The sequence below is a fragment of the Xenorhabdus eapokensis genome (assembly GCF_001908105.1).
This window is the reverse complement of the sequence record NZ_MKGQ01000002.1, coordinates 206,368-219,972: the sequence shown is the minus strand read 5'-3', so window position 1 is coordinate 219,972 and position 13,605 is coordinate 206,368. Positions and strand designations below refer to the sequence as shown.

The window sequence follows — 13,605 nt, the reverse complement described above, 5'->3', positions numbered from 1 at the left end:
CAATGATCTGATTTCACCATTCCTGCCCGTGATAACTTATCGTTATCACGGTAACCAAGATATAAGGTTATTAATTTACATTAAGAACTAACAGTGCCAATGTTTCATAATGTTCGGTATGAGGGAACATATCGAATAACTGCACTTTTTCTATTCGATATTGTTTAAGCATAGTGATATCTTTTGCCATCGTCTGCGCATTACAGCTCGAATAAAGCACATATTTAGGTGCCATCCGGCTAAGGTATTCACATAACTCTTTACCAATTCCTCTCCGAGGAGGGTTTACCAGAACTAACTCAGGTATTTGTGATTTATCAAGGGCAAAATGAGTGGAATCCAGTGCCTGAAAATCTACCTGCTCCAGCCCCAGGCTTTTGGCAGAACTTTTAGCACAACTAATTGCTTCAGCACTGATCTCAATCCCTGTCAGTCGAGTCCCTTTATCTGCACAATGCAGACCAAAACCGCCAGCACCGCAAAACAGATCCCACATATTGCTAATGTTCAATTCCCTAACCCAGCGCCCCGCTGTTGCATACAGCTCTGAGGCAATATTTGGATTTGTCTGGAAAAAACTGCGGGGGCGGATGTACAGCGGAATACCGTTAAAAGTTTCCTGCAACATCTTACGTTCGGTAAAAATGATTTCCTTCTCACCTTCCAGGATCGCCATATGGGTTGGCTGAATATTAGCGGAAATCACTGTTGCTTGTGGCAATTGTTCCTGCAACCAAGGCAAAGCGCGCTCTAATTGGATCAGCTTTGTTTCCGAACGCAAGACAAAACGCAGCATTATTTCGCCATTAGCGCGACTTTCCGTCAGAAGAATATATTTTAATTCTCCTTTCTTACGTTCAACGTTGTACGGAACCAAGCCAGCTTTGGCAATAAATGTTTTTATGACTGCAAATACCGTCTGAAAGTATTTTGGATACAGCGGGCAGTCACAAAGATCCACCGTTCTGCCATCACGATGCAACATACCAAGCAGTGGACGCTCAACACTGCCGCTGACGACCATCTTGGCTTTATTACGGAACTCACTTGTTTTGCTGGTTACTGGCGACAACCAATGTATTACTGATCCTTCCTGTAAAAGTTGCTTTAAATGTTGTTGCTTATCAAATAATTGCTGTGAATAGGACTTATTGAGCCACTGACAGGAGTGACAATGCCCCGCGGTATGCTGCGCACATTGCATCGTAAAAAACCGTATCAAAAAAATATTAGTGCAAAGTAAATGTTGATGTTTTCGTTGAAGTTAAGGGTTCTTCATCTTCATCTTCAACTTCAACTTCCATCTCACTTTCCATATCACTTTCCATATCATGGTTGACATAGAGAAAATTATTACTGTGAATTTCAAAAATCACATTCGCAATTTGTTCTTCACCCTGCTGCATAAAATTGGAGAATTGTTTGAAAGTCATCCCGGCAGCGATAGGGAAAGCCTGACAAACAATCAACTTAGGTAAACTTTCATCCTGAACATCAATAAATGCCTTCACAGTAAGAGAGCAAGCATTAATCTGACTCAAATTAGCAACCAATGGAATTATCGCAGTTGGCCTGACTTCGGCCAAAGCAGAAAATAGTACTACATCACCCAACAGATCGATCTTGGCATCAAACAAGCCATCAATATTCTGCATATGAGGCAAATGCAAGACTGAGCCTGAATCATTCTCAAAATAAGAAATCTTGAGCTGTTCAAGCCACGTACGCAAAATTGACAAATCGGGAATAACCATAGAATCCATCGAATTAACCTCATATGACTGGGAAGTGACACATACTACCACAGGGAAATTCCCAGCAAGCAGTCGCATGTACAATAATTAACCTATTTTATTTTTCTCATCATCAGTGACAATCTGATGGTTTTTATCCGCTTTCTTATGATCAATTCCCAAAAAGGAAAGATTATAAACTGCACGCCAGATAATATGGATAGCCGCTGGTATCAAGCAACCGATACCCAATAAAATCATAGCAATGTGTGCTTCTGTCGTCATTAATAAAGGTGATAGAATTATGCTATCAGTTATTGACAAGTAAGACAGAACCAACAGTCCCACTCCCAATACTTCCAATAAAATGACTAACTTAGGCATGTCAGCCAATGAGCGCATCTCTTTTGATGGATTCATTTTCATTCTTTAGTCTGTTTCGGCCTAAAAATAGACTTTCCGTTACTCAATAGATTTCTGTTAATTGGTGAGCCTATCATACCTGAATTCCGCTTATTGGCAGGACTAATTACAACAAAAGGCAATTCCTGCTTTTTTTTATGAATACTTACAGGCATAGTGGCTCCAGATGACATCCTATGAAATTCATTATCATTACCACTAAGGAGCTTGTATGTACACTGTCATTTTTGGCCGCCCTGGTTGTCCTTATTGCGTTCGCGCCAAAGAACTCGCTGAAAAACTAAAAAACGAGCGCGACGATTTTGATTATCGCTATGTCGATATCTGGGCTGAAAACATCACCAAAAACGACTTATCAAAAACGGTGGGTAAACCTGTTGAGACGGTTCCCCAGATCTTCATTGACGAGAAACATATCGGTGGCTGCACTGATTTTGAAGCTTATGCCAAAGAAAATCTGGAACTGTACAAATAACAGAACCCAATAATTAGTGATAAAATCAGTCGTCGAAAAAAAAACGCTATCCAGCCAGAAACCGTCCCTTTGCTGGATAGCGGTGCCTTAACCTTCGAAAAAACGTTCCCTTCTTGAAAAAATTTTTGCAATTTTTTCCCAAGGATGAGAACTTTCACATCATAATACAGTCTTAATTATTGCCACTGCTTTTCTTTGATGTCCCCCATATTGAGGGCCCGATAGTCATCCACTTTGGTTAAAGACTATCGGGTTTTTTGTTAGTCACGAGCGACTTGCAAGATAGCAGTTATCTTTCATTATTATTACAATCCCTATATTATTTACTCATGCAACATCAACAAGCATTAAATAAAATCACCCTGTTTACGTAAATATCTCGCTTGTGAGGCTGACTTTGCTAGAACAACTTAACCACAATTTGTTTACTTTTATCAATGCAACACCGGGTTCACCACCAGCAATGATCTCGCTTGCCATCTTTATAGCGAAATATTGCGTATTTATTTACCCTGCCACATTGGTCATTTGCTGGCTTTGGGGAAAAGAACAAGCCATCACATCTCAACGCGCCGTTGTCAGTAAATCCTGCATTGCTTTTGCCTTTGGCATAGCAACCTCCTATATCATCGGGGTGATTGTTCCACATGCCCGACCATTTGTTGACGGTTTTGGCTATAATTTTCTCTACCATGCTCCTACAGAATCTTTTCCGAGTAATCACGGCACAGCAGTCTTTACTTTCGCCCTGGCATTTATATTTTGGCACCGCGTTTGGTCAGGTTTATGCCTGATGGCCATCGCCTGTGCTATTGCCTGGTCTCGTGTCTATGTGGGTGTTCACTGGCCAATCGATATGGTTGGGGCATTTTTAGTAAGCCTGTTAGGCTGTGCTTTTTCCCAAATATTTTGGAGCCAGTACGGAGAACATTTACAAAACAAACTGACTCGACTCTATCAATTCTTCTGCGCATTTTTTATCAAAAAAGGGTGGGTAAAAAATTAATCAATTCTGAATATGCACCAGTCATATAGCTCTATATGGCTGGTGTAACTGATAACCATAAAAAAAGAGTGGCATTATCTTGTTCAAGAAATTTCTTAACATTTATTCGACTCTTCATCGTGGCTTAAATCTCAGAATAAAACCCTTCGTTATATTTAACAATATATAACTATAAAACGATTACCATTACTTCATAAATATAGAGATAAAGAACAAACTTCATACACAACAATTGTTTATCCTTAAACGCTTATTAAAGTAATATCAATGCTAAACACATTTTCTGTCAAAGAATGTATATCCTTTGCGATGAAGTTAAAATCCCCTTATCTATCATTGAATTAATAAAATCAAAACGACAAACAGAGAGATATTAAGAGAAAAATATTGGCATTTATAATTCAATCTCAGGTTATTCAAACACCAGACAAGAAAACACCATTAACATATAAACATCATTAAGCAATAAACCCGATAGATATTAGAATTTAAATAAAAATAATGATATATTCTTTAACAAAATTTGCATTTTATTTTACTTAATATTTAATCAACATTTTGACGAATATTTTTAACATCCTTCCTTTTCTATATAAATCTTGCAATTGCGAGAGTGATCACGGTACATTTCACTGAAAATAACTATATTTCCCCTACCAAAAGTCTGGGGTCAAGTTTTTTGGATGTAGTAATAAAGGTGTAGTAATAAAAACGTTTAGATAAACGACAACGCAATATCTGACAACTTATTATTCATATAAAATCCAACTCGTGCATTTAATTAATGTGCGGGTTTAGTAATTTTTAAATTTTACTTTACCGCGTTATTTCGGAGATACTTATGGACACATCTCAAGCAGGCTCGATAGCATCCTCTGCTTCCAGCAAAAGCAATCACACTACCTGGCGTAAATCAGACACAGTATGGATGCTGGGATTATATGGCACAGCGATTGGTGCCGGCGTTTTGTTTCTTCCCATCAATGCAGGTATTGGTGGTTTAATCCCACTCATTATCATGACGATTCTTGCTCTTCCTATGACATTTTTTGCGCATCGTGGAATGTGTCGTTTTGTTTTATCTGGTAAAAGCAGTGGTGATGATATCACCGGCGTGGTAGAAGAACATTTTGGTAAAGTTGCCGGCTTTCTGATCACCGTTCTCTATTTTTTTGCGATTTATCCTATTCTGCTCGTATACAGTGTTGCACTGACCAATACGGTAGAGAGCTTTCTTGTACATCAGCTACAGATTGATGCCCCGCCACGTGCATTACTGGCATTGGTATTGCTTCTTGGTGTAATGAGTATTATCCGTTTCGGTGAAAAAGCCATCGTTAAGGCTATGAGTATATTGGTATTCCCATTCGTCACCGTTTTGATGCTGTTGGCCTTGTACTTAATTCCTCACTGGAACACGACTATTTTCGATAGCCTGTCTCAGGACAGTGCCATGTCTGTCACCAGCAATAACGGCTTATTATTTACCCTGTGGCTGGCAATCCCTGTTATGGTTTTCTCTTTTAACCATTCCCCAATCATCTCAGCATTCGCAGTTGCAAAACGTGAAGAATATGGTGAGCATGCAGAGAAAAAATGTTCACGCATTCTGGCCTATGCCCATATCATGATGGTGCTGACAGTCATGTTCTTTGTTTTCAGTTGCGTACTGAGCTTATCACCGGAAAACCTGGCAGAAGCAAAAGCACAGAACATCACTATTCTGTCCTATCTGGCTAACCACTTCCGTGTACCAACTATTGAATATATTGCGCCATTTATCGCTTTTATTGCCATTACCAAGTCTTTCCTCGGCCACTATCTGGGTGCCCGTGAAGGCTTTAACGGCATTGTAAACAAAGCAATGATGAACACGAAAGGCAAAACGATTCAGCACAAGACGCTGAATCGTATCACTAGTCTCTTTATGCTAGTCAGTGCTTGGATCGTCGCTACACTTAATCCAAGCATCCTGAACATCATTGAATCACTCGGTGGACCAATTATTGCGATGATCTTGTTTATCATGCCAATGTACGCAATCAAAAAAGTTCCCGCTATGCGCAAATATGCAGGTAAGCCAAGCAATATTTTTGTTATTGTCATCGGCTCAATTGCTATTTCAGCAGCAATTTACTCAGTTATGTAATCAAAATCCATACGCTGCTTTCTTCAACAGTAACACCTAAAAAAATGCCAGTCATCAAAAGACCGACTGGCATTTTTTTCATTTAAATGCTAGCCGCTATATCAACCAAAGATCGAGTTAAACCAGCCACTAACCGTTTTTACAACGAAATCCCACATACGACCCAAGAAACCGCTTTCTTCTACCGCTTCTTTAACAACCAATGGACGCTGGTCAATGACTTTATCGTTTAGCAGGAAGTTCACTGTACCCACCACTTGGTTCTGAGCTAGTGGTGCCTCAAGCGAGGCATTATTCAGGGTAAAGCTCGCTTTCAAATTCGCACCTTGTCCACGGGGAACTATCACGGAAGCATCTTTTTCCACTCCCAATGCGACTTCTGGGCGAGTTCCGTACCATACTTTCTCTGTCACCAAAGTATCACTGGCCTTCAACAGTGTCGCCGATTCATAAAAACGAAATCCCCATGACAAAAGTTTTTCACTGTCAGAAAAACGTACCCGATCACTCGGAGCGCCTAATACCACTGAAATCAGACGCATTGGCCCTTCGATTGCGGATGCTACAAGATTATAACCTGCACCACTGGTGTGTCCGGTTTTGATGCCATCCACTTCCATGTTTTTATTCCACAACAGGCGATTGCGATTAGGTTGGCGGATATTGTTAAAAGTGAATTCTTTCTCTTTATTCAGAGCGTATTCTTCCGGCACATCACGGATCATGGCTTGACTTAAAAGCGCCATATCATGAGCGGTACTATACTGCCCTGCTGCATCCAGGCCATGCACTGTTTTGAAATGAGTGTTCGTCAATTTTAGTGTTTCTGAGTACTTATTCATCAAATCAACGAAAGCGTCCTGACTGCCCGCAACATAATCAGCAAGTGCAATACTGGCATCATTACCAGATTGGATAACAACCCCACGGTTCAGATCAATCACTTTAACCCTGTCACCCGGTTTCAAAAACATCAGCGATGAGCCCTTAAGTATTGGATTCCCAGTAGCCCAGGCATCTTTACCAACAGTTACCCAATCTTCTGTAGCAATTTTCCCTGATTTGATCGCTTGTCCTACGACATAGCTGGTCATTATCTTCGTCAGGCTGGCAGGATCTAACCGCTCATCGGCGTTATTTGAAGCCAGAATTTTTCCACTGGCATAATCCATTAATACATAGGCTTTTGCATCAATTTCAGGTGCGGCGGGCTGTTCTATTGCATATACATTGATACTCGCCAACCAAAAAACACTCAGGCCAAAGGTAAAAGATTTAATTATCGGTATTTGCTGCCTTTTTTTCATCATCGTTCGCCCTTTTTCTCTGCTAAAACTCTATTAATATAGGATGTTATAAGAGAAGACTCCAACCTAATAACGTAAAGATTTTTCTGTCATTCAACTCGTTTTATTGCCATATTATCAATCGTTAAAAATAGACTGACATTAAGGAGAAAATGATGTTGACAATTTGGGGCCGTAAAAATTCATCAAACGTGAAAAAAGTGCTTTGGTGTCTGGAAGAACTGAATGTGCCATATCAACAAATTGATGTTGGTGGTAAATTTGGCAAACTCAACGATCCTGAATATCTGCGTATGAACCCCAATGCAGTTATTCCTTGTTTGCAAGAAGACGATTTTATCTTATGGGAATCCAACACCATTGTTCGTTACATTGCTGCGAAATTTGGCAAAGACAGTCTTTACCCAGCCGATCTTCAAGAAAGAGCCAGTGTTGAGAAGTGGATGGACTGGGTAGGCTGCAATCTTTTCCCTCCTATTAAACAATTTATGATCAGCTTTATCAGAACACCGGCAGATCAACGTGATCCCAAAATCATCGCCCAAGTTTTAGCCGAGATTGAAAAATTACTGAAAATGGTCGATGACACACTAAGCAATCAGCAGTACCTTTCCGGTGACAAATTTGGTATGGCTGATATTGCCTTAGCACCACTGGCCTATTTATGGTTAAACGTAGAAATAGAGCGCCCATCTCTGCCAAATTTAGATCGTTGGTATCAATTGTTGACCGAAAGGCCCGCTTTCAGAAAGATTGTTATGATAGAAATAAGCTAATGTTTTACTTGTGATTTCATTAACTCATTGGCATTCTGTCGGGATCGGGGAACTGATACCTAAACCCTAGCTCCCGACAAATACGGCTACCATCAACAATTTTCTCTACCTTACTTTCGCTTTCTGCTCTTTCTGGCTGTAAAAATTCTGGCGGTGTCAGATCGAGCTGGCGACTGGCTGATTGATAAAACTTTGCTCTTTTCGGGTGGATCGGCGCACACAAATTAAAAAGATGCCCGCCTTCTGGTTGTTGAATAAGAAGCTTAATAGCAGCAATAGCATCATCTTGATGTACCAAATTGACCGCATCTTCTCCTCCGCTGAGTGCCTTCTTTCCAGCGAGAAAACGCCCTGCGTGGCGTCCACTGCCTACCAAGCCAGCCAAGCGTAAGATATCGACCGACGTATTGGGCAATTGATGCAGCCAGTTTTCCAATTCAACCAGTGCCTTGGCTGATTCAGTTTCGGGACACACGGGGTTATCTTCATTGAGATAACCCGCAGATGAACCATAAACTGAAGTAGAACTAGTGAAAATAATCCGTGGAACCGAATATGAAAGTGCTGTATCAACAACCAGTTGCACTGCTTTTATATATTCCTTCCCACCACCCGCAACACCACTAACGGGCAGTGTCAAAACCAGCACATCAACAGACATCAGTTGATCAAGATCATCCGCATCGCAAACAATCTGAGGCGCCAAGTTTAGCTGGTAACAATCCACCCCACACATACACACCGCTTCAACACCATCTGGCGTTGTTTTACTCCCAACTACCTGCATTCCTTCACTTTGTAGTGCTTGTGCTAATGGTATTCCTAACCACCCTAATCCAATAATAGAAACTTTTTTCACTATATCCTCCCAAAAGCGATTGAAAACAATATGTTAATACAAAAAAAACCTCTTCTTTAAAAAAGAGTTTGCTTTTTATACACAAGATCGTATAGGTTAAACAACAAGCAACCAACCCTTAATCATAAACATAGCATTACGTACAGCCATTATTCAGTACACCATGTTTCTTGTAGAAAAATAAATAATAGAGAGCTCGTATATATGAACCGTATTCAATTTAACCATCACCACCATCATCCTGACTAGTCTTTCAGGCTGCTGTGTGCTGGAAGACATTTGACCCGTCTTCCGGTGGAGTGAATACGATAAAAAACCCTCGGAAGAACTTCCGAGGGTTTTTTTATGTTTGATTTCTGCAAATTAATGACTGACTAAATCTTAAGATAGGACAAAACATGCTAGATAAAACACGCTTACGTATAGCCATGCAAAAATCGGGTCGTTTGAGTGATGACTCCAGAACTTTACTGGCAAGTTGCGGTATCAAAATTAACTTACAGCAACAGCGCCTGATCGCATTCGCTGAAAATATGCCTATCGACATTCTGCGTGTCCGCGATGATGATATTCCGGGCCTGGTGATAGATGGCGTTGTCGATCTGGGCATTATTGGGGAAAACGTACTTGAAGAAGAGTTACTGACGCGCCAGGCACAAGGAGAAGATCCCCGCTATCTGACATTGCGCCGCCTCGATTTTGGCGATTGCCGGCTGTCTCTGGCAACGCCTTTTGATTGCGATTATACCGGCGTGGAGTGCTTGCAAGACGCCCGTATCGCAACCTCTTACCCACACTTATTGAAACGTTATTTAGACCAAAAAAATATTCATTTCAAACCTTGCCTTCTCAATGGTTCAGTCGAGGTTGCCCCCCGTGCAGGGCTTGCAGATGCTATTTGTGATTTAGTTTCCACCGGTGCCACGTTGGAAGCCAATGGCTTACGAGAAGTAGAAGTTATTTATCGCTCAAAAGCCTGTTTGATCCAGCGTGATGGAGAAATGCCAGAAGCCAAACAGCAGCTTATTGATAAATTGATGCTCCGCATCCAAGGCGTCATTCAGGCACGAGAATCCAAATACATCATGCTGCATGCTCCCAGCAACAAATTGGAAGCGATTATATCCCTGCTGCCAGGCGCAGAACGCCCCACTATTTTGCCACTGGCAGGCGCACAAAACCGCGTAGCTATGCATATGGTCAGTAGTGAAACCCTTTTCTGGGAAACGATGGAAAAACTCAAGGCATTAGGTGCCAGTTCTATTTTGGTTCTGCCAATTGAAAAAATGATGGAGTAACCTTGATGAGCACTCCTTTTAAAACCATCATTCGCTGGCAATCATGTACGCCAGAACAACAAAAAATATTGCTGACCCGTCCGGCTATTGCTGCATCCGACGATATTTCCGGCACAGTTAAACAGATTTTGGAAACAGTCAAAACACGGGGCGACCAGGCATTGCAAGAGTTCAGCCAACGCTTCGACAAAACAATGGTTGAAACCATCCAAATCTCAGCCGATGAAGTGGATGCCGCAGCCGCTCGCCTGACTCCAGAAATCAAACAGGCCATGCAACACGCTATGAGCAATATCCGTCAATTCCATGAGGCACAAAAACCAGCAGCAGTTGACATCGAAACACTACCAGGAGTTCGCTGCCAACAAGTTACACGCCCAATAGATTCTGTTGGACTCTATATTCCCGGTGGCTCTGCTCCCCTGCCCTCAACGGCATTAATGTTAGGTACGCCAGCCAACATTGCAGGTTGCCGTAGAGTTATCTTGTGTTCCCCCCCCCCTATTGCCGATGAAATACTCTATGCGGCCCAACTGTGTGGGATCAGCGAAATATTTCAAATCGGTGGTGCTCAGGCGATTGCCGCAATGGCATTCGGAACAGAATCCGTTCCCAAAGTAGATAAAATTTTTGGCCCCGGAAATGCGTGGGTAACAGAAGCCAAACGTCAGGTCAGCCAACAGATTGACGGTGCCGCGATCGACATGCCCGCAGGTCCATCCGAAGTATTGGTTATCGCTGATAGCGGAGCCAATCCCATATTTACGGCAGCAGACCTGCTTTCACAAGCAGAACACGGCCCTGATTCTCAAGTGATACTGCTCACCCCCGATGAAAATTTGGCTAAAAAGGTTATCCGTGAAATTGAAACCCAACTTATGGCCTTGCCACGTCAACAGATTGCAATCCAGGCCTTGCAAGCCAGTCGGATAATTATTGCTCAAGATCTCGATCAATGCGTGACAATCAGTAACCAATATGGTCCAGAACACTTGATCATTCAAACTCGTCAGCCTGAGCAATTACTTGAGCAGATTACCAACGCCGGCTCTATTTTTCTGGGTGACTGGTCGCCTGAATCCGCCGGAGATTACGCTTCCGGCACCAATCACGTTCTGCCTACCTACGGCTATACTTCAACCTATTCCAGCCTCGGCCTGGCTGATTTCCTGAAACGAATGACCGTCCAGCGGCTTACTCCGCAAGGATTACAAAAACTCGCCCCCACTATCGAAACACTGGCACAGGCAGAACAACTTATTGCGCACAAAAATGCTGTTACCTTACGTATAACAGCCTTGAATAACGCAGACTGAGAACCACAGGGTCTGATAACCATAAAAAATTAAGGAACAATCATGAGTACGGTTTTTGATATCAATTCATTGGCAAGAGAAAACGTTCGCAAATTAGTCCCTTATATGTCTGCCCGCCGTCTGGGTGGTCGTGGTGATATTTGGTTAAATGCGAATGAATATCCTATCGCACCCAATTTCCAACTCACCGAACATACACTCAACCGCTATCCTGAATGCCAACCCACAACAGTCATTCAACGTTATGCCGATTATGCTGGCCTGCAACCGGAGCAAGTTCTTGTCAGCCGTGGCGCAGATGAATCTATCGAACTGCTGATCCGCGTTTTTTGCGAGCCAGGGCGCGATGCTGTCCTGTTTTGCCCGCCAACCTATGGCATGTACAGCGTTAGTGCCGAAACCTTCGGTGTAGAGCAGAAAAAAGTCCCGGCCTGCGCCAACTGGCAACCTGATATTGCCGCTATCAAAAGTAATCTGGATCGCGTCAAGCTGATCTATATCTGTAGCCCCAACAACCCAACAGGCAACCTGATTGATCCTGAGGCATTACGCCAGATCCTTGAATTAGCCCGTAACCGTGCCATCGTTGCCATTGACGAAGCCTACATCGAATTTTGCCCACAACACGCAGCTACCCATGTTACCACCCGTTGGCTGCAAGACTATCCCCACTTAGTTATTTTGCGAACCCTCTCGAAAGCTTTTGCTTTGGCTGGATTACGTTGTGGATTTACGCTGGCCTCTGCCGATATCATCGCACTGATGCTAAAAGTGATTGCGCCTTATCCACTGGCGACGCCTGTTGCTGATATCGCTGCACAAGCATTAACCGAAGCAGGCATTGCAACAATGAGAAATCGGGTGGCAGAGATCACCAACAATCGGGCTTATCTCCAGCAAGCACTCAGTCAATTGGCGTTGGTTGACACTGTGTTTCCAAGCGAAACTAATTATATTTTGGTGAAATTTACTAATGCAGAGCTGGTATTCAAGACACTATGGGAACAAGGGATCATTTTGCGTGACCAGCGTAAACAACCAGGATTAGCGAATTGCCTGCGCATTACCATCGGCAACCGGAATGAATGTGAACAGTTGGTTCTTGCCATTAGTGCGCTTTCCAACCAACTTCAACAAATCAAGGAAACTGAAAATCCATGAGCCAGAAAATGCTTTTTATTGACCGCGATGGAACATTGATCACCGAGCCACCCAGTGATTATCAAGTTGATCGCCTTGATAAATTGGCTTTTGAAGCCGATGTGATCCCTGCCTTACTCGCCCTGCAAAAAGCCGATTATACATTAGTGATGATCACGAATCAGGACGGGTTAGGTACGGCCAGTTTTCCGCAGGCAGATTTTGAGCCACCCCATGCCTTGATGATGCAAATTTTTACCTCACAGGGTATCCATTTTGAAGAGGTGTTAATTTGCCCACACAAACCAGAAGATAATTGCCACTGCCGTAAACCCAAACTTGGGTTGGTACAAAAATTTCTGGCAGGCAATGTTATCGATACTGACAACAGTTATGTCATCGGTGATCGGGAAACCGATCTGCAATTAGCCCAAAACATGGGGATCAGGGGCATCCGCTACCAGCCCGCATCACTGGGATGGACAACCATTTGTGAGCAATTGATCGGTGAACAATTGATCGGCAAAGAATTGACCCATAAAAATCGTCATGCTCATGTCGTACGAAAAACCAAAGAAACTATTATCGATATTGAAATTTGGCTGGATCGTGAAGGAGATAGTCGCATTAATACAGGCGTCGGTTTTTTCGACCATATGCTGGATCAAATCGCAACTCACGGCGGCTTCCGCATGAATATCCAGGTCAAAGGTGATCTCTATATTGACGATCATCATACGGTTGAAGATACCGGCCTTGCACTAGGAGATGCTTTAAAGCAGGCATTGGGGGATAAACGCGGCATTGCCAGATTTGGTTTTATGCTGCCAATGGATGAATGCCTTGCTCGCTGTGCTCTGGATATTTCCGGTCGCCCACATCTTGAATATAAAGCTGAATTTAAACACCAGCGGGTTGGAGATTTGAGTACAGAAATGATCGAACATTTTTTCCGTTCTCTCTCTTACACCATGGGATGCACCCTGCACCTGAAAACCAAAGGCAAGAACGATCACCATCGGGCAGAAAGCCTGTTTAAAGTCTTTGGCCGAACTTTGCGCCAAGCCATTCGCGTAGAAGGCGATACTTTGCCGAGTTCCAAAGGTGTTTTGTAGGAAAGGCG

At 42.7% G+C, this 13,605-nt stretch carries 13 protein-coding genes and 1 other annotated feature; of the genes, 8 read left to right on the top strand and 5 right to left on the bottom strand.

All coding sequences use genetic code 11. From position 1 onward, the window contains the following. Positions 1 to 70: 70 nt before the first annotated feature. The 3 genes from rlmC to Xedl_RS40530 all read right to left on the bottom strand — a co-directional run bounded on the left by rlmC (position 71) and on the right by Xedl_RS40530 (position 2,159). Positions 71 to 1,204, bottom strand: a complete 1,134-nt coding sequence (gene rlmC, locus Xedl_RS40540) for a 23S rRNA (uracil(747)-C(5))-methyltransferase RlmC (RefSeq protein WP_074022487.1) — start codon at positions 1,202 to 1,204, stop codon at positions 71 to 73. Between the two features lie 25 nt (positions 1,205 to 1,229). Continuing rightward, a complete protein-coding gene (locus Xedl_RS40535; RefSeq protein ID WP_074022486.1) occupies positions 1,230 to 1,763 on the bottom strand; it encodes a type III secretion system chaperone family protein in 534 nt (177 codons plus the stop codon). Positions 1,764 to 1,841: 78 nt separating this feature from the next. Next, on the bottom strand, positions 1,842 to 2,159 hold the full coding sequence (locus Xedl_RS40530) for a YbjC family protein (protein WP_074022485.1): 318 nt from the start codon (positions 2,157 to 2,159) through the stop codon (positions 1,842 to 1,844). Between the two features lie 208 nt (positions 2,160 to 2,367). On the opposite strand from Xedl_RS40530, the gene Xedl_RS40525 reads away from it, so the two are divergent. The 3 genes from Xedl_RS40525 to Xedl_RS40515 all read left to right on the top strand — a co-directional run bounded on the left by Xedl_RS40525 (position 2,368) and on the right by Xedl_RS40515 (position 5,786). After that, positions 2,368 to 2,631: a GrxA family glutaredoxin gene (locus tag Xedl_RS40525; RefSeq protein WP_074022484.1), complete on the top strand. Its 264-nt coding sequence runs from the start codon at positions 2,368 to 2,370 to the stop codon at positions 2,629 to 2,631. A gap of 397 nt (positions 2,632 to 3,028) precedes the next feature. Next, positions 3,029 to 3,637 (top strand): undecaprenyl-diphosphate phosphatase, encoded by a 609-nt coding sequence (gene ybjG / locus Xedl_RS40520; protein WP_074022483.1) that lies wholly within the window; start codon positions 3,029 to 3,031, stop codon positions 3,635 to 3,637. Between the two features lie 841 nt (positions 3,638 to 4,478). Further along, positions 4,479 to 5,786: an HAAAP family serine/threonine permease gene (locus tag Xedl_RS40515; protein ID WP_074022482.1), complete on the top strand. Its 1,308-nt coding sequence runs from the start codon at positions 4,479 to 4,481 to the stop codon at positions 5,784 to 5,786. 101 nt (positions 5,787 to 5,887) lie between these two features. Here Xedl_RS40515 and Xedl_RS40510 read toward each other — a convergent pair whose 3' ends face one another. Beyond that, positions 5,888 to 7,096 carry a serine hydrolase gene (locus Xedl_RS40510; RefSeq protein ID WP_074022481.1) on the bottom strand — a complete coding sequence of 403 codons (1,209 nt, stop codon included), beginning with the start codon at positions 7,094 to 7,096 and terminating at the stop codon, positions 5,888 to 5,890. A 152-nt stretch (positions 7,097 to 7,248) separates the two neighbouring features. On the opposite strand from Xedl_RS40510, the gene Xedl_RS40505 reads away from it, so the two are divergent. After that, positions 7,249 to 7,869: a glutathione S-transferase family protein gene (locus Xedl_RS40505; RefSeq protein ID WP_074022480.1), complete on the top strand. Its 621-nt coding sequence runs from the start codon at positions 7,249 to 7,251 to the stop codon at positions 7,867 to 7,869. 19 nt (positions 7,870 to 7,888) lie between these two features. Here the strand turns inward: Xedl_RS40505 and Xedl_RS40500 are convergent, their stop codons facing one another. Continuing rightward, positions 7,889 to 8,728, bottom strand: coding sequence for an SDR family oxidoreductase (locus tag Xedl_RS40500; protein ID WP_074022479.1), 840 nt, complete (start codon positions 8,726 to 8,728; stop codon positions 7,889 to 7,891). A 224-nt stretch (positions 8,729 to 8,952) separates the two neighbouring features. Beyond that, positions 8,953 to 9,075, top strand: a sequence feature (His leader region). Between the two features lie 51 nt (positions 9,076 to 9,126). Here Xedl_RS40500 and hisG point away from each other — a divergent pair. The 4 genes from hisG to hisB are packed head-to-tail and all read left to right on the top strand — an operon-like array spanning position 9,127 to position 13,597. Then, complete coding sequence (gene hisG, locus Xedl_RS40495) at positions 9,127 to 10,026, top strand: ATP phosphoribosyltransferase (RefSeq protein ID WP_074022478.1); 900 nt, start codon at positions 9,127 to 9,129, stop codon at positions 10,024 to 10,026. A gap of 5 nt (positions 10,027 to 10,031) precedes the next feature. Beyond that, entirely contained in the window at positions 10,032 to 11,342 is a 1,311-nt protein-coding gene (gene hisD, locus Xedl_RS40490) for a histidinol dehydrogenase (RefSeq protein WP_074022477.1), read from the top strand. A 42-nt stretch (positions 11,343 to 11,384) separates the two neighbouring features. Beyond that, positions 11,385 to 12,503: a histidinol-phosphate transaminase gene (gene hisC / locus Xedl_RS40485; protein WP_074022476.1), complete on the top strand. Its 1,119-nt coding sequence runs from the start codon at positions 11,385 to 11,387 to the stop codon at positions 12,501 to 12,503. After that, a complete protein-coding gene (gene hisB, locus Xedl_RS40480) occupies positions 12,500 to 13,597 on the top strand; it encodes a bifunctional histidinol-phosphatase/imidazoleglycerol-phosphate dehydratase HisB (protein ID WP_074022475.1) in 1,098 nt (365 codons plus the stop codon). Before hisC ends, hisB begins: the two co-directional genes overlap by 4 nt. Positions 13,598 to 13,605 lie beyond the last annotated feature (8 nt).

Excerpts from the sequence above, each read along its gene's own strand:
- Xedl_RS40525 (WP_074022484.1), top strand. The coding sequence starts at position 2,368 with ATGTACACTGTCATTTTTGGCCGCCCTGGTTGTCCTTATTGCGTTCGC.
- Xedl_RS40510 (WP_074022481.1), bottom strand. The coding sequence starts at position 7,096 with ATGATGAAAAAAAGGCAGCAAATACCGATAATTAAATCTTTTACCTTT.
- hisD (WP_074022477.1), top strand. The coding sequence starts at position 10,032 with ATGAGCACTCCTTTTAAAACCATCATTCGCTGGCAATCATGTACGCCA.
- hisC (WP_074022476.1), top strand. The coding sequence starts at position 11,385 with ATGAGTACGGTTTTTGATATCAATTCATTGGCAAGAGAAAACGTTCGC.
- Xedl_RS40530 (WP_074022485.1), bottom strand. The coding sequence starts at position 2,159 with ATGAAAATGAATCCATCAAAAGAGATGCGCTCATTGGCTGACATGCCT.
- rlmC (WP_074022487.1), bottom strand. The coding sequence starts at position 1,204 with ATGCAATGTGCGCAGCATACCGCGGGGCATTGTCACTCCTGTCAGTGG.
- Xedl_RS40505 (WP_074022480.1), top strand. The coding sequence starts at position 7,249 with ATGTTGACAATTTGGGGCCGTAAAAATTCATCAAACGTGAAAAAAGTG.
- hisB (WP_074022475.1), top strand. The coding sequence starts at position 12,500 with ATGAGCCAGAAAATGCTTTTTATTGACCGCGATGGAACATTGATCACC.
- hisG (WP_074022478.1), top strand. The coding sequence starts at position 9,127 with ATGCTAGATAAAACACGCTTACGTATAGCCATGCAAAAATCGGGTCGT.
- Xedl_RS40515 (WP_074022482.1), top strand. The coding sequence starts at position 4,479 with ATGGACACATCTCAAGCAGGCTCGATAGCATCCTCTGCTTCCAGCAAA.
- Xedl_RS40535 (WP_074022486.1), bottom strand. The coding sequence starts at position 1,763 with ATGGATTCTATGGTTATTCCCGATTTGTCAATTTTGCGTACGTGGCTT.